The sequence below is a fragment of the Rubrivivax benzoatilyticus JA2 = ATCC BAA-35 genome, from assembly GCF_000190375.1.
Taxonomy (GTDB): Bacteria; Pseudomonadota; Gammaproteobacteria; order Burkholderiales; family Burkholderiaceae_C; genus Rubrivivax; species Rubrivivax benzoatilyticus.
Genome location: NZ_AEWG01000046.1, coordinates 1 through 13,435 on the forward strand (window position 1 = coordinate 1; position 13,435 = coordinate 13,435).

The 13,435-nt window shown below is 72.7% G+C and carries 17 protein-coding genes; 2 read left to right on the forward strand and 15 right to left on the reverse strand.

Going from position 1 to position 13,435, the window contains the following annotated elements:
- The 8 genes from RBXJA2T_RS04775 to RBXJA2T_RS04805 form a co-directional block, all read right to left on the reverse strand.
- The coding region (locus tag RBXJA2T_RS04775) for a KdpD family sensor histidine kinase (RefSeq protein WP_009856193.1) at positions 1-1,116 on the reverse strand (1,116 nt) is incomplete at its 3' end.
- Complete coding sequence (locus RBXJA2T_RS20845) at positions 1,113-1,241, reverse strand: hypothetical protein (protein ID WP_009856194.1); 129 nt, start codon at positions 1,239-1,241, stop codon at positions 1,113-1,115. The genes RBXJA2T_RS20845 and RBXJA2T_RS04775, both read right to left, overlap by 4 nt.
- Positions 1,238-1,822 carry a potassium-transporting ATPase subunit KdpC gene (kdpC, locus tag RBXJA2T_RS04780; protein WP_029718895.1) on the reverse strand — a complete coding sequence of 195 codons (585 nt, stop codon included), beginning with the start codon at positions 1,820-1,822 and terminating at the stop codon, positions 1,238-1,240. Before kdpC ends, RBXJA2T_RS20845 begins: the two co-directional genes overlap by 4 nt.
- A 10-nt stretch (positions 1,823-1,832) precedes the next feature.
- Positions 1,833-3,893 (reverse strand): potassium-transporting ATPase subunit KdpB, encoded by a 2,061-nt coding sequence (kdpB, locus tag RBXJA2T_RS04785; protein ID WP_009856196.1) that lies wholly within the window; start codon positions 3,891-3,893, stop codon positions 1,833-1,835.
- A gap of 8 nt (positions 3,894-3,901) precedes the next feature.
- Positions 3,902-5,605 carry a potassium-transporting ATPase subunit KdpA gene (gene kdpA / locus RBXJA2T_RS04790; RefSeq protein ID WP_009856197.1) on the reverse strand — a complete coding sequence of 568 codons (1,704 nt, stop codon included), beginning with the start codon at positions 5,603-5,605 and terminating at the stop codon, positions 3,902-3,904.
- Positions 5,602-5,694, reverse strand: coding sequence for a K(+)-transporting ATPase subunit F (gene kdpF / locus RBXJA2T_RS04795; RefSeq protein WP_009856198.1), 93 nt, complete (start codon positions 5,692-5,694; stop codon positions 5,602-5,604). Before kdpF ends, kdpA begins: the two co-directional genes overlap by 4 nt.
- Before the next feature lie 185 nt (positions 5,695-5,879).
- Positions 5,880-6,800, reverse strand: coding sequence for a ketopantoate reductase family protein (locus RBXJA2T_RS04800; RefSeq protein ID WP_009856199.1), 921 nt, complete (start codon positions 6,798-6,800; stop codon positions 5,880-5,882).
- Between the two features lie 52 nt (positions 6,801-6,852).
- The gene (locus RBXJA2T_RS04805; protein ID WP_009856200.1) at positions 6,853-7,743 is read right to left on the reverse strand and encodes an SDR family oxidoreductase; all 891 of its coding nucleotides are present in this window, start codon (positions 7,741-7,743) and stop codon (positions 6,853-6,855) included.
- 178 nt (positions 7,744-7,921) lie between these two features.
- Here RBXJA2T_RS04805 and RBXJA2T_RS04810 point away from each other — a divergent pair, with 178 nt between their 5' ends.
- Positions 7,922-8,308 (forward strand): winged helix-turn-helix transcriptional regulator, encoded by a 387-nt coding sequence (locus RBXJA2T_RS04810; RefSeq protein ID WP_009856201.1) that lies wholly within the window; start codon positions 7,922-7,924, stop codon positions 8,306-8,308.
- A gap of 1 nt (position 8,309) precedes the next feature.
- On the opposite strand, the gene arsB is transcribed toward RBXJA2T_RS04810, so the two are convergent.
- Genes arsB through RBXJA2T_RS04830 form a run of 4 tightly spaced genes read right to left on the reverse strand, consistent with a single transcriptional unit; the run spans position 8,310 to position 10,728 of the window.
- Complete coding sequence (gene arsB / locus RBXJA2T_RS04815) at positions 8,310-9,374, reverse strand: ACR3 family arsenite efflux transporter (protein ID WP_009856202.1); 1,065 nt, start codon at positions 9,372-9,374, stop codon at positions 8,310-8,312.
- Positions 9,375-9,378: 4 nt separating this feature from the next.
- Positions 9,379-9,885 (reverse strand): arsenate reductase ArsC, encoded by a 507-nt coding sequence (locus RBXJA2T_RS04820; protein ID WP_009856203.1) that lies wholly within the window; start codon positions 9,883-9,885, stop codon positions 9,379-9,381.
- 1 nt (position 9,886) lies between these two features.
- Entirely contained in the window at positions 9,887-10,375 is a 489-nt protein-coding gene (locus RBXJA2T_RS04825; RefSeq protein WP_009856204.1) for an arsenate reductase ArsC, read from the reverse strand.
- Between the two features lie 26 nt (positions 10,376-10,401).
- The gene (locus tag RBXJA2T_RS04830) at positions 10,402-10,728 is read right to left on the reverse strand and encodes an ArsR/SmtB family transcription factor (RefSeq protein ID WP_009856205.1); all 327 of its coding nucleotides are present in this window, start codon (positions 10,726-10,728) and stop codon (positions 10,402-10,404) included.
- Between the two features lie 113 nt (positions 10,729-10,841).
- Here RBXJA2T_RS04830 and RBXJA2T_RS04835 point away from each other — a divergent pair, with 113 nt between their 5' ends.
- Positions 10,842-11,723: an arsenite methyltransferase gene (locus RBXJA2T_RS04835; RefSeq protein WP_009856206.1), complete on the forward strand. Its 882-nt coding sequence runs from the start codon at positions 10,842-10,844 to the stop codon at positions 11,721-11,723.
- Positions 11,724-11,732: 9 nt separating this feature from the next.
- Here RBXJA2T_RS04835 and RBXJA2T_RS04840 read toward each other — a convergent pair whose 3' ends face one another.
- Genes RBXJA2T_RS04840 through RBXJA2T_RS04850 form a run of 3 tightly spaced genes read right to left on the reverse strand, consistent with a single transcriptional unit; the run spans position 11,733 to position 13,388 of the window.
- A complete protein-coding gene (locus tag RBXJA2T_RS04840; protein ID WP_009856207.1) occupies positions 11,733-12,359 on the reverse strand; it encodes a LysE family translocator in 627 nt (208 codons plus the stop codon).
- 45 nt (positions 12,360-12,404) lie between these two features.
- A complete protein-coding gene (locus tag RBXJA2T_RS04845) occupies positions 12,405-12,782 on the reverse strand; it encodes a ribbon-helix-helix domain-containing protein (protein WP_009856208.1) in 378 nt (125 codons plus the stop codon).
- Between the two features lie 30 nt (positions 12,783-12,812).
- Positions 12,813-13,388, reverse strand: coding sequence for a DJ-1/PfpI family protein (locus RBXJA2T_RS04850; RefSeq protein WP_009856209.1), 576 nt, complete (start codon positions 13,386-13,388; stop codon positions 12,813-12,815).
- Positions 13,389-13,435: the final 47 nt, after the last annotated feature.

Here is a 13,435-nt window from a genome sequence, read left to right on the forward strand (position 1 = left end):
CTCGCCGGCCAGCGCGGCGACACGTTCGACGGTCGGCCGCCGCCAGGGCAGCCGCCGGCGGCCGCGGCCCAGCACCAGGCGCGACAGGTTGTGCTCTCGCGCGTAGCGCACCAGGCCGTCGGCGGCGTCGGGCGCCGAGGGCGTGGCGGTCGTCGCGCCCAGCGACTCGGCGAGCTTGAGTTGCTGCAGCGCCTCGCGCCGCGCCTCGGGCCCCCGGCGCTGCAGCGCCGGGGTCTCGACCATCACCGCGTGCCAGGGCAGGTCCAGCTGGGCGGCCAGCCGGGCGCAGCGGCGCACCACGGTCTCGCCGTGCCCGCCCGGCGCGACAGCGGCCAGCAGCGCCTCGCGGTTGGGCCAGACGGTCTCGACGCGGTTGCGGCGCCGCCAGGCGAGCATCTCGCCGTCGACGCGGTCGGCGGTGCGGCGCAGCGCCAGCTCGCGCAGCGCCAGCAGGTTGCCTTTGCGGAAGAAGTTCGTCGCGGCGCGTTCGGCCTGCGGCGGCAGGTAGACCTTGCCGGCCTTCAGCCGCGCCAGCAGCTCGTCGGGCGGCAGGTCGACGACGACGACCTCGTCGGCCTCGTCGAAGACGCGGTCGGGCACGGTCTCGCGCACGCGGATGCCGGTGATGCCGCCGACGACGTCGTTCAGGCTCTCCAGGTGCTGGACGTTCATCGTCGTCCAGACGTCGACGCCGGCGGCCAGCAGCTCCTCGACGTCCTGCCAGCGCTTGGGGTGGCGCGAACCGGCGACGTTGCTGTGCGCCAGCTCGTCGACGAGCACCAGCGCGTCCTCGTGCGTGGCGCCGAAGGCCAGCGCGGCGTCGAGGTCGAACTCCTCCAGCTCGCGGCCGCGGTAAGTACAGCGCTTGCGCGGCAGCTGCGGCAGGCCCTCGGCCATCGCCGCGGTGTCGCGCCGCGAGTGGGTCTCGACCAGGCCGACGGTCAGCGGCACGCCGTGGGCCAGCGCGTCGCGTGCGGCGGCCAGCATCGCCCAGGTCTTGCCGACGCCGGCGCTGGCGCCGAAGAAGATCTTCAGCCGGCCGCGGCGCTCGCGGGCCTCGTCCTGCTGCACGTCGCGCAGCAGGGAGTCCGGATCGGGACGGGACGGCTCGTTCATCGGCCGGCGATCTTCCCACGCCGCTCGCGTGCTCGCCGTTGCTCGCGGCGCAGCCAGGCGGCGGCGCCGGCCAGCGGCAGCAGCACGGCCGCCAGCGCCAGCAGCACTTCGCCCAGCGCGCTCATCTGCGCCCCGCGCGCGCCAGCTCGTCCAGCGCCAGGTTCAGCTTCAGCACGTTGACACGCGCCTCGCCGAGGCCGAAGGACGGCTCCTCGACCTGGCGCGCGACGAGCTCGCGCACCCGCGCCTCGGGCAGGCCGCGCACGCGCGCCACGCGCGCCGCCTGGTACTCGGCGGCGGCGCGGCTGATGTCCGGGTCCAGCCCGCTGGCCGAGGCGGTGACCAGGTCCACCGGCACCGGCGCGTCGTTGCCGGGGTCGGCGGCGCGCAGCGCGGCGACGCGTGCGCGCACCGCGTCGGCCAGCGCCGGGTTCGAGGGCCCGAGGTTGGAGCCGGCCGAGTTGGCGGCGTTGTAGGGCATTGGCGAGGTGGCCGACGGCCGGCTCCAGAAGTGGCCGGGGTCGGTGAAGGACTGGCCGATCAGCGCCGAGCCGACGACGCGGCCCTCGTGTTCGAGCCGGCTGCCTTCGGCCTGCCAGGGGAAGGCGAGCCGGGCGACGCCGGTCACCACCAGCGGGTAGGCCAGGCCGGTGACCAGCGACAGCGCGGCGAACAGCACGAGCGCGGGACGGAGCATGGAGTTCATGACGAGCACCTCAGAACAGACCCGTGGCCGCCAGGCCCAGGTCGATCAGCTTGATGCCCACGAAGGGCACGACGACACCGCCCATGCCGTAGACGGCCAGGTTGCGGCGCAGCAGCGCGGCCGCGCCCACCGGGCGGTAGGCCACGCCGCGCAGCGCCAGCGGGATCAGCCCGACGATGACCAGCGCGTTGAAGATCACCGCCGACAGCACCGCCGAGGCCGGGCTGGCGAGCTGCATGACGTTCAGTGCCGCCAGCTGCGGATAGGTGCCGACGAAGGCCGCCGGCACGATGGCGAAGTACTTGGCGACGTCGTTGGCGACGCTGAAGGTGGTCAGCGCGCCGCGCGTCATCAGCAGCTGCTTGCCGGTCTCGACGATCTCGATCAGCTTGGTCGGGTTGCTGTCGAGGTCGACCATGTTGCCGGCCTCCTTGGCGGCCTGGGTGCCGGTGTTCATCGCCACGGCGACGTCGGCCTGGGCCAGCGCGGGCGCGTCGTTGGTGCCGTCGCCGGTCATCGCCACCAGCCGGCCGGCGGCCTGGTGCTCGCGGATCAGCTTCAGCTTGGCCTCGGGCGTGGCTTCGGCGAGCACGTCGTCGACGCCGGCCTCGGCGGCGATGGCCGCGGCCGTCAGGCGGTTGTCGCCGGTGACCATGACCGTCGTGATGCCCATGCGGCGCAGCTCGGCGAAACGCTCGCGGATGCCGCCCTTGACGACGTCCTTGAGCTCGACGACGCCGAGCACACGCGCGCCGTCGGCCACCACCAGCGGCGTGCTGCCGCGGCGCGCGACCTCGTCGACGAGCTGCTGCAGCCCGGCCGGGAACTCGCCGCCCAGCGAGCGCACATGGCGCGCCAGCGCGTCGGCGGCGCCCTTGCGCAGCGTGCGCCCGGCCGGCAGGTCGACGCCGCTCATGCGCGTCTGCGCCGAGAACGGCACGAAGACCGCGTCGAGCGCCGCCAGCTCGCGTTCGCGCAGGCCGTGGCGCTTGGCGAGCACGACGATGCTGCGGCCTTCGGGCGTGGTGTCGGCCAGCGACGCGAGCTGCGCCGCGTCGGCCAGCTCGGCCTCGCCGACGCCGGCCGCCGGCAGGAAGGCCGCGGCCTGGCGGTTGCCCAGCGTGATCGTGCCGGTCTTGTCGAGCAGCAGCACGTCGACGTCGCCGGCGGCCTCGACCGCGCGGCCCGAGGTGGCGATGACGTTGGCGCGCAGCAGCCGGCTCATGCCGGCGACGCCGATCGCCGACAGCAGCCCGGCGATCGTCGTCGGGATCAGGCACACCAGCAGCGCCACCAGCATCACCAGGTCGACCGGCTCGCCGGCGCCGGCAGCGTCGACGGCGAAACGCGAGAACGGCAGCAGCGTCGCGACGACGCCGAGGAAGACGATGGTCAGCGCGACCAGCAGGATGGTCAGCGCGATCTCGTTGGGCGTCTTGCCGCGGCGCGCGTTCTCGACCATCGCGATCATGCGGTCGACGAAGGTCTCGCCCGGGTCGGCGCTGACCCGCACGACGATCCAGTCCGACAGCACGCGGGTGCCGCCGGTGACGGCCGAGAAGTCGCCGCCGGACTCGCGTATGACGGGTGCCGACTCGCCGGTGATCGCGCTCTCGTCGACCGAGGCGACGCCGTCGACGACCTCGCCGTCGGCGGGCATCGTGTCGCCGGCCTCGACGAGCACGACGTCGCCCTTGCGCAGCGTCTCGGCCTCGACCGGGTGCCATTGCATCGCGCTGCGTTCGTGGCGCGCGCTGCCGGGCTCCAGCTTCTTGGCCCAGGTCTTCTTCTTCAGGCCGCGCAGCGCCGCCGCCTGGGCCTTGCTGCGGCCTTCGGCCAGGGCCTCGGCGAGGTTGGCGAAGAGCACGGTGAACCACAGCCAGGCGGCGACGCCGACGGCGAACAGGCTGGGCCGCGCGGCGGCCAGCGCGGTGGTGAAGGCGCTGCCGACGTAGACCACGGCCATCACCGGGTTGCGCCATTGGGCCCGCGGGTCGAGCTTGCGCAGCGCGTCGACCAGCGCCGGGCGCAGCAGCGCCGGGTCGAACAGGGGCAGGGAGGTGCGGGACATCGGATTCCTCATCGCGCCCACAGCGCCAGGTGCTCGGCCACCGGGCCGAGCGCCAGCGCGGGCACGTAGTTCAGCAGGCCGACCAGCAGCACGATGCCGACCAGCAGCGCGACGAACAGCGCGCCGTGCGTCGGCAGCGTGCCGCGCGTGACGGCCAGCCGCGGCTTGGCCGCCAGCGCGCCGGCCAGCGCCAGCACCGGCACGATCACGCCGAAGCGGCCCAGCCACATCGCCACGGCCAGCATCAGGTTGTAGAAGGGCGTGTTGGCCGACAGCCCGGCGAAGGCGCTGCCGTTGTTGTTGGCGGCGGACGTCAGCGCGTACAGCACCTCGCTGAAGCCGTGCGCGCCGGGGTTCAGGATGCCGGCGCGGCCGGGCTCGACGCTGACCGCCAGCGCGGTGCCGCCGAGCACCAGCAGCGGCGTCACCAGGATCGCGATCGAGACCAGCTTCATCTCGTGGGCCTCGATCTTCTTGCCCAGGTACTCGGGCGTGCGGCCGATCATCAGCCCGGCGATGAACACCGCCAGCAGCGCGAAGACCAGCATCCCGTACAGCCCCGAGCCGACGCCGCCGAAGACGACCTCGCCGAGCTGCATCAGCACCAGCGGCACGGCGCCGCCCAGCGGCGTCAGGCTGTCGTGCATCGTGTTGACCGCGCCGCAGCTGGCGGCGGTGGTCACCGCGGCGAACAGCGCGCTGGCGTCCAGGCCGAAGCGCACTTCCTTGCCTTCCATGCTGCCGCCGGCCTGGAGCGCCGAGGGCAGGGTGTCCACGCCCAGCGGCGGCAGCAGCGGGTTGCCGGCGTATTCGGCCTGGGTCACGGCGACGACGGCGACGACGAAGAGCAGCGTCATCGCGCCGAGCAGCGCCCAGCCCTGGCGCGCGTCGCCGACGATGCGCCCGAAGCTGAAGCACAGCGCCGCCGGGATCAGCAGGATGGCCAGCATCTGCACCGCGTTGGCCAGCGCCGTCGGGTTCTCGAACGGGTGCGCCGAGTTGGCGTTGAAGTAGCCGCCGCCGTTGGTGCCCAGCAGCTTGATCGCCAGCTGCGAGGCCACCGGGCCCAGCGCCAGCGTCTGCTGCCGGCCCTCGGCGGTGACAAGCGTGGTGTCGGCGGCGAAGGTCTGCACCACGCCCTGCGAGACGAAGAACAGCGCCGCCAGCAGCGACAGCGGCAGCAGGATCCACAGCGTCGCACGCGTCAGGTCGGCCCAGACGTTGCCGATGCCGCTGGCCGTGCGGCGCGCGAAGCCGCGCGCCAGCGCCACCGCGACGGCGATGCCGGTGGCCGCCGACAGGAAGTTCTGCACCGCCAGGCCCAGCATCTGGGTCAGCCGGCTCATCGTCGTCTCGCCGCCGTAACCCTGCCAGTTGGTGTTGGTGACGAAGCTCACCGCGGTGTTCAGCGCCGAGTCGGGCGCGACCGCCGGCCAGTCCTGCGGGTTCAGCGGCAGCATCGGCTGCAGGCGCTGCAGCGCGTAGACGGCCAGCAGCCCCAGGCCGTTGAAGACCAGCAGCCCGAGCGCGTAACGCGTCCAGGGCTGGTCCTCGGCGGGGTCGACGCCGGCCAGGCGGAACAGCGGCGCCTCGACGCGCCGGCCGAGGGCGAAGCGGCCGTCCATCACCGCCTCGATCGCCCGCCCCAGCGGCCAGGCCGCGGCGAACAGCACGAGCAGGAAGACGGCCAGTTGCAACCAGGCGCCGCTCACGAGAAGTCCTCCGGCCGCAGCAGCGCGGCGACGAGGTAGACGAGCAGCCCGGCGGCCAGTGCCGCCGCAGCACAGAGCCAGGCGTTCATGCCCGCCCCCGGAGTCGTTCGAGTCGCGCGCAGCCGCGCGCCAGCGCCCAGGCCAGCGCCCACAGCGCGGCCCCGGTCACGAGGTACAACAGGTCCATGGACCCCTCCGTTCAATGTCGGAGGGATGCTCCCGCAGCGGCCGTCAAGACGGTCGCAAGACTGCGGGCGGCGGCATCAAGAAGGCGTCAAGAAGCGGCCGGCGTGCGCCCGCTCTCGATCAGCCGCACCAGCGTGCGCAGCGTGGCGTTCATCGGCGTCGCGATGCCGTGGCGCTGGCCGCAGCGCACGACGTAGCCGTTCAGGTGCTCGATCTCGGTGTGTTTGCCGCGCGCCAGGTCCTGCGCCGTCGACGAGCGCTGCCCCGGCATCGACGGCGCCAGCGCGAACACCGTGGCCTCGATGTCGGCCGGGATCTCGACGCCGTCGGCGGCGGCGACGGCGACGCACTCGCGCACCACCTCGCGCATCAGCTCGGGCACGCCGTCGGTGGCGACCAGCCGGCCGTAGGGCGCCTGGCCGATCGCCGACAGCGCGTTGTAGGCGCAGTTCAGGATCAGCTTGACCCACAGCGCCTGGCGCGCGTCGTCCGACACCTGCACCGGCACGCCGGCGGCGCGGAAGGCTTCGGCCCAGGCGTCGCCGCCGCGGCCGGGCTCGACCAGCAGCTCGCCGCGGCCGTGGTGCAGCACGTGGCCCGGGCCGGCCATCTCGGTGGCGACGTAGACCACCGCGGCACGTACCGGCTGCGGCAGCAGCGTGCGCAGGCGCTCGGCGTTGTCGACGCCGTTCTGCAGGCTCAGCACCAGCGTGCCGGGCGCCAGGTGCGGCCGCATCGACGCGGCCGCGGCCTCGGTGTCGGTGGACTTCACGCAGAACAGCACCAGCGAGGCGCCGGCCACCGCGGCGACGTCGGCGCTGGCGGCGACCTGCACACGTTCGTCGAAGGCGCGCGTCTGCAGCCGCAGGCCCTCGGCCCCGATCGCCTGCACGTGCGCCGGGCGGCCGATCAGCACCACCTCGTGGCCGGCGCGCGCCAGCATGCCGCCGAAGTAGCAGCCCACGGCGCCGGCGCCCATCACCGCCACGCGCAGCGAGTCTTCAGCCATCGTTCGTCTCCGTCGGGTTCGGGACGACGATGCTAGCCGGCGTGGCGCGGGCTCAGCCGCGCAGTGCCGCGGCGTTTTCGGCCAGCCAGGCGTCGAAGCTCTGCGGCGCGCGGCCGACGAGGCGGCGGAAGTCGCCGGTCACCGTGCCGACGTGGCCGGCGGCGGTGTTGGCGTCGAACGAGGCGTAGGCCCGCGCCACCGGCTCGGGCAGGCCGGCAGCGACCATGCCGCGCTCCAGGTCGGCCACCGCCACCGGCACCACCGTCAGCGGCCGGCCGATCGCACGCCCGACGCGTTCGGCCTGCTCGGCGGTCGTCAGCGCTTCCTCGCCGCTCAGCGTGTAGACCTCGCGGCCCTGGTGGCTGCCGGCCAGCGCGGTGGCCGCGGCCAGCGCCAGGTCGTCGCGCGAGAGGTTGGCGACCTTGCCGTCACCCGCCGCGCTGAACCACTGGCCGCCGTTGGCCAGCACCGCCGGCAGCGAATGGAACAGGTTGTCGAAGTACCAGTGGTTGCGCAGGATGGTCCAGCCCGGCACGCGGCTGGCGGCCAGGGCGTCTTCGGTGCCGGCGTGGTCGGGTGCGAAGGTGATCAGCGAGTCGTGCGGCCCGGGCATCGAGGTGTAGACGAGGTGGGCGACGCCGGCCTGTTCGGCGGCGGCAACGGCGGCGCGGTGCTGCTCCAGGCGCTTGCCGGGGCGGTCCAGCGCGTCGGTGCTGACGATCAGCGCGCGGGCGATGCCGGCGAAGGCGCCCGCCAGCGACGCGGCGTCGTCGAAGTCGGCGCGGCGCGTGGCCACGCCGCGCGCGGCGAAGGCGGCCAGGCGTTCGGGCTGGCGCGAGGCGGCGACGATGCGCGCCGGTTCGACCTGCAGCGTGTCGAGCAGGTGCTGCAGCACACGTTGGCCGAAGTGGCCCGAGGCGCCGGTGACGAGAAGCTTGGACATAGGAGACTCCGTTGAAGGCGGGCGGGACACCCGGATCAAAAGTATTTAAAAGGAACCAACTCTCAACTTGCGTGTTGGTGCCGAAATGATCCATCATCGGGCGCCGGCTCCACAAGAAGGGAGCCGAAGGTCACTTGGTGACCTCGGTGTTACCGACCCCAGCCCCGCGGAGTTCTCGATGTCGCTTCACAAGTCCAAGGATCCCGATGCCGACCGCTGCCCGATCCGCGACGTGCTGGAACGTCTGGGCGACCGCTGGAGCATGCTGGTGCTGTTCACGCTGGAGGAGGGCGGAACGCTGCGCTTCTCGGTGCTGAAGTCGCGCATCGCCGACATCTCGCAGCGCATGCTGGCGCAGACGCTGCGCCGGCTGGAGCAGGACGGCCTGGTCAGCCGCACCGTCTACCCGACGGTGCCGCCGCGGGTCGACTACGCGCTGACCGCGCTCGGCACCTCGTTCCTGCAGCCGATGCACGGCCTGCTGGACTGGGCCAAGGCGCACCACCAGGACGTGCACGCGGCGCGGCGCGCCTACACCCCGCCCGAGGCGATCGAGGCGCGCTGAGTCAGCCGCGCCGCAGCCCGGCTTCGTACCAGGGCTTGCTGCGGTTGACCCAGCGCACCACCAGCAGCATCACCGGCACCTCGATCAGCACGCCGACGACGGTGGCCAGCGCCGCGCCCGACTGGAAGCCGAACAGGCTGATCGCCGCGGCCACCGCCAGCTCGAAGAAGTTGCTGGCGCCGATCAGCGCCGAAGGGCAGGCCACCGCGTGGCTCTCGCCGGCGCGGCGGTTCAGCCAGTAGGCGAGTCCCGAGTTGAAGAACACCTGGATCAGGATCGGCACCGCCAGCATCGCGATCACCGCCGGCTGCGCCAGGATGGCCTCGCCCTGGAAGGCGAAGAGCAGCACCAGCGTCGCCAGCAGCGCCGTGATCGACCACGGGCCGATGCGGGCGAGCGTCGCGTCCAGCGCCTGCGGGCCGCGGCGCAGCAGCGCGCGGCGCCAGGCCTGCGCCAGCGCCACCGGGATCACGATGTAGAGCACGACCGAGGTCAGCAGCGTGTCCCAGGGCACGGTGATCGCCGACAGCCCCAGCAGCAGCGCGACGATGGGCGCGAAGGCGAAGACCATGATCGTGTCGTTCAGCGCCACCTGGCTCAGCGTGAACAGCGGGTCGCCGTTGGTCAGCCGGCTCCAGACGAAGACCATCGCCGTGCACGGTGCCGCGGCGAGCAGGATCAGGCCGGCGACATAACTGTCGAGCTGCTCTGCCGGCAGCCAGGGCGCGAAGACCTGGCGGATGAAGATCCAGGCCAGCAGCGCCATCGAGAAGGGCTTGACGGCCCAGTTGACGAACAGCGTGACGCCGATGCCGCGCCAGTGCCGGCGCACCTGGTGCAGCGCGCCGAAGTCGACCTTCAGCAGCATCGGGATGATCATCACCCAGATCAGCAGCCCGACCGGCAGGTTGACGCGGGCGAACTCGAGCCGGCCGATGGCCTGGAACGGCCCCGGGAACAACTGCCCCAACGCGATGCCGGCGGCGATGCACAGCGCGACCCAGAGCGTCAGCCAGCGCTCGAACAGGCTCATCGGCGCGGGGGCGGGCAAGGTGGCGGTGGTCATCGCGTCAGCTCCGGCCGATCTCGGCGAGTGCGGCCTGCAGCGAGGCGCGGTCGCCGCCCGCCACCGGCAGCGCCAGCAGCAGCTGCAGCATGCGGTAGCCGATCGCCTGGCGCGTCAGCTCGAAAGCCCGGCGTTTGCCTTCGTCGCCGCCATCGGCGTTCGACGGGTCGGGGTAGCCCCAGTGCACCTTGACCGGCTGGCCGCGGGCGCCGAAGAAGACCGGGCAGGCCTCGGCCGCGGCGCTGTCGCAGACGGTGATGACGATGTCCAGCGGCGGCGCGCCGTCGGCGCTGAACTCGTCCCAGCTCTTGCTGCGGAACGCTGAGGTGTTGATGCCGGCGTTGGCCAGCGCTTCCAGCGCGAACGGATTGATGCGCCCGCTGGGCGCGCTGCCGGCGCTGTGGGCCTGCACGTCGGCGCCGAGCCGGGCCGCGAGGTGGTTCAGCATGCCCTCGGCGAGCACGCTGCGCGCCGAGTTGTGGGTGCAGAGGATCAGGACGTGGACGGTCATGTCAGTGCTTTCCGATGTCGGCGACGCGCGCCTTCAGCGCGACGCGGTCCAGGCTGGCCAGCGGCAGCGCCAGCATCAGCTGGATGCGCCGCTTCATCGTGACGAAGGTGTCGACGAAGGCCTGTTCACGCTGTGCCTCGGGCGCGGCGGCCGGGTCCGGCATGCCCCAGTGCGCCGTGACCGGCTGGCCCGGCCAGACCGGGCAGACCTCGCCGGCGGCCTGGTCGCAGACGGTGAAGACGAAGTGCAGCTCGGGCGAACCGAGGCGTGCGAACTCCTCCCAGCTCTTGCTGCGACAGCCGTCGACCGGCAGGCCCTGCGCGGCGAGTGTCTTCAGCGTCAGCGGGTGCAGCTTGCCCTTGGGATGGCTGCCGGCGGAGAAGGCGCGAAAGCGCCCTTCGCCGAGCCGGTTCATCAGCGCCTCGGCGAGGATCGAACGCGCCGAGTTGCCGGTGCAGACGAACAGGACGTTGTAGGTCGTCGGTTCCATCGGGTGCCTCGTAAAGAAGCCGCCGCTCAGCAGCGCGCGCCGCGGCGCGTGGTGCGCGGCGTGCAGCCGCTGGCCTGGCAGCAGTGGTCGGTGAGGTAGCCCAGCAGCGTGTCCATGCGCGCCATCTCGGGGCGGTAGATCAGGCTGCGGCCGTCGCGCTCGGCGCTGACGAGCCCGGCGTGGATCAGCTCTTTCAGGTGGAAGGACAGCGTCGACGACGGGATGTCGAGCATCGCCGACAGCGCCGATGGCGTCATGCCGACCGGCGCCGCGCCGACCAGCGCGCGGAAGATGCGCAGCCGCGCTTCCTGGGCCAGCGCCGCCAGCGCGGCGACGGCGTCCTTCTCGTTCATCGTGGTGGTGGCGCCTGCGTCGTGTTCTGACATCGGTGCTTCCTATATTTCTAAAGTTGTGGAAGTATAGATGTATGGCCGTGACAACGGCGTGTCCGGGTGAAGGAAGAACGATGAACAGCGAAACCGACGTCAAGGATTTCGTGCGCCGCCACTACGGCGACGCCGCCACGCGCGTGGCGCAAGGCGAGGCCAACCCCTGCTGCGGCATTGCCAGCGCGGCCGCCGACCCGATCTCCTCGGGCCTGTACGACAGCGTGCAGACCGGCGAGCTGCCCGACACCGCGGTGCTGGCCTCGCTGGGCTGCGGCAACCCGACCGCGCTGGCCGAGTTGCACGCCGGCGAGACGGTGCTCGACCTGGGTTCGGGCGGAGGCATCGACGTGCTGCTGTCGGCGCGCCGTGTCGGCCCGACCGGCATGGCCTTCGGCCTGGACATGACGCGCGAGATGCTCGCGCTGGCCGAGCAGAACAAGAGCAAGAGCGGGCTGCGCAACGTCTTCTTCCTGCGCGGCGAGATCGAGAACATCCCGCTGCCCGACGACACGGTGGACGTGATCATCTCCAACTGCGTCATCAACCTGTCGGCCGACAAGGACCGCGTGCTGCGCGAGGCCTTCCGCGTGCTCAAGCCGGGCGGGCGTTTCGCCGTCAGCGACATCGTCGTGCGCGGCGAGGTGCCGGCGGCGATCCGGGCCGACCGCACGCTGTGGGCCGGCTGCGTGGCCGGCGCGCTGCGCGACAGCGACTACCTCGCGCGGCTGCGCGCGGCCGGTTTCGAGCACGCGGCGATCGAGGTCACGCGTGTCTACGGCGCCGAGGACGCGCTGACGCTGCTGTCGGGCCAGGTGGCCGACGCCCAGGCGCTGGCGCGCCAGGTCGACGGCCTGTTCGCCAGCGGTTTCGTGCGCGCCACCAAGCCGCTGACGGCGCAAGCGCCGACGGCCGAGCCGGCTGCCGCCGCCGGATGCGGCTGCAAGTCGCGCTGCTGCTGAGGCCGCGTCTCAGCGGCTGGTGATGATGCGCAGCCCCAGTCCGATGAAGACGACGCCGGCCACACGGTCCAGCCAGGCGCCGGCGCCGGGGCGGCGGTTCAGCCAGGCGCCGATGCTGCCGGCGAAGGCGCCGAGCAGCGCGAAGATCAGCGCCGCCTGGGCGGTGAACACGAGACCCAGCACACCGAGCTGCAGCGCCACCGGCCCCTGTTCCGGCACGACGAACTGCGGCAGGAAGGACAGGAAGAACAGCACGACCTTGGGGTTCACCGCGTTGGCCAGCAGGCCGCGGCGGAACAGCGTGCCCGCGCTCTCGTCGCCAGCGCCGGTGGCGCCCGACAGCGCACCGCCGCGGCTGCGCAGCGCACGCAGCCCCAACCAGACGAGGTAGCCGCCGCCGATCCACTTCAGCGCCGTGAAGGCGACCGGCGAGGCCGCGACCAGGGCGCTGACGCCCAGCACGGCCAGCGCCGTGTGGCTCAGGCAGCCGAGCGCGCAGCCCAGCCCGAAGGCGATGCCGCGCCGCCGCCCGCGCGACATGCCGGTGCTCAGCACCATCAGGTTGTCGGGGCCGGGCGTGGCCGTGATCAGCACGGCGGCGGCGAGGAAGGCGAGCAGCTGGGCGAGCGTGGGCATCGGGCGGGGCAAGCGGCGGGCGCCGGATTGTCGCGCCCGCCTTGCTCAGCTCAGCGAGCGCTGCCCGCGCCAGGCGGCCACCGGCCGCGGCTGTGCGCCGAGCACTCGCTCGGCGTCCAGCGAGCGGATCGGCACCGAGGCGTCGCGCGGGATCAGGCCCTGGGCGATCAGGTTCTCGTAGCGCAGCGCGCAGACGCGCAGGAAGGACGCGAAGTTGCCGACCGCGCCGCGTTCGGCCACCAGTTCGTCGTACAGCGTCTCGATCAGCTGGGCGACGCTCAGGCCGTCGCGCGCGGCGATCTCCTCGAGCACCGCCCAGTGCAGGTTCTCCAGCCGCACGCTGGTGACGACGCCGTGCAGCCGCACCGAGCGCGTGCGGCTCTCGTAGCTGGCGGGGTCGGCGCTGACGAAGATCCGGCACATGGGCGTCTCCCTGGGCGTTGCAGGACGATGCTACAGGCTGATGCGCGTGCCCAGCACGGCCAGGAACTGACCGATCCAGGCGGGGTGCGCCGGCCAGGCCGGGGCGGTGACGAGCTTGCCGTCGGTGACCGCGCCGTCGATCGCGATGCCCATGTACTCGGCGCCGGCCAGCTCCACCTCGACCTGGCAGGCCGGGTAGGCGCTGACACGCCGGCCCTTGATCAGCCCGGTGGCGGCCAGCAGCTGCGCGCCGTGGCAGATCGAGGCCACCGGCTTGTCGGCCGCGAGGAAGTGGCGCGTGATCTCGACGACACGCGAGTTCATGCGCAGGTACTCGGGCGCGCGGCCGCCGGGGATCACCAGCGCGTCGTACGCCGCCGGGTCGACCTCGGCGAAGGCGGCGTTGAGCGTGAAGCGGTGGCCGGGCTTCTCGCTGTAGGTCTGCTGGCCCTCGAAGTCGTGGATCGCGGTCATCACGTACTCGCCGCGTTTCTTGTCGGGCGCCACCGCGTGCACCGTGTGGCCCACGGCCTGCAGCGCCTGGAACGGCACCATGACCTCGTAGTCCTCGCCGAAGTCGCCGCACAGCATCAGGATCTTGCTCATCGCCCGGGTCTCCTGGGTTCGTTGGGATGGGCTTCATCTTCGCCACG

Excerpts from the sequence above, each read along its gene's own strand:
- RBXJA2T_RS04820 (WP_009856203.1), bottom strand. The coding sequence starts at position 9,885 with ATGACCGTCCACGTCCTGATCCTCTGCACCCACAACTCGGCGCGCAGC.
- RBXJA2T_RS04825 (WP_009856204.1), bottom strand. The coding sequence starts at position 10,375 with ATGGAACCGACGACCTACAACGTCCTGTTCGTCTGCACCGGCAACTCG.
- RBXJA2T_RS04810 (WP_009856201.1), top strand. The coding sequence starts at position 7,922 with ATGTCGCTTCACAAGTCCAAGGATCCCGATGCCGACCGCTGCCCGATC.
- kdpF (WP_009856198.1), bottom strand. The coding sequence starts at position 5,694 with ATGAACGCCTGGCTCTGTGCTGCGGCGGCACTGGCCGCCGGGCTGCTC.
- RBXJA2T_RS04830 (WP_009856205.1), bottom strand. The coding sequence starts at position 10,728 with ATGAACGAGAAGGACGCCGTCGCCGCGCTGGCGGCGCTGGCCCAGGAA.
- RBXJA2T_RS04805 (WP_009856200.1), bottom strand. The coding sequence starts at position 7,743 with ATGTCCAAGCTTCTCGTCACCGGCGCCTCGGGCCACTTCGGCCAACGT.
- RBXJA2T_RS04850 (WP_009856209.1), bottom strand. The coding sequence starts at position 13,388 with ATGAGCAAGATCCTGATGCTGTGCGGCGACTTCGGCGAGGACTACGAG.
- RBXJA2T_RS04840 (WP_009856207.1), bottom strand. The coding sequence starts at position 12,359 with ATGCCCACGCTCGCCCAGCTGCTCGCCTTCCTCGCCGCCGCCGTGCTG.
- RBXJA2T_RS04845 (WP_009856208.1), bottom strand. The coding sequence starts at position 12,782 with ATGTGCCGGATCTTCGTCAGCGCCGACCCCGCCAGCTACGAGAGCCGC.
- RBXJA2T_RS20845 (WP_009856194.1), bottom strand. The coding sequence starts at position 1,241 with ATGAGCGCGCTGGGCGAAGTGCTGCTGGCGCTGGCGGCCGTGCTGCTG.
- kdpB (WP_009856196.1), bottom strand. The coding sequence starts at position 3,893 with ATGTCCCGCACCTCCCTGCCCCTGTTCGACCCGGCGCTGCTGCGCCCG.
- kdpC (WP_029718895.1), bottom strand. The coding sequence starts at position 1,822 with ATGAACTCCATGCTCCGTCCCGCGCTCGTGCTGTTCGCCGCGCTGTCG.
- RBXJA2T_RS04835 (WP_009856206.1), top strand. The coding sequence starts at position 10,842 with ATGAACAGCGAAACCGACGTCAAGGATTTCGTGCGCCGCCACTACGGC.
- RBXJA2T_RS04800 (WP_009856199.1), bottom strand. The coding sequence starts at position 6,800 with ATGGCTGAAGACTCGCTGCGCGTGGCGGTGATGGGCGCCGGCGCCGTG.
- arsB (WP_009856202.1), bottom strand. The coding sequence starts at position 9,374 with ATGACCACCGCCACCTTGCCCGCCCCCGCGCCGATGAGCCTGTTCGAG.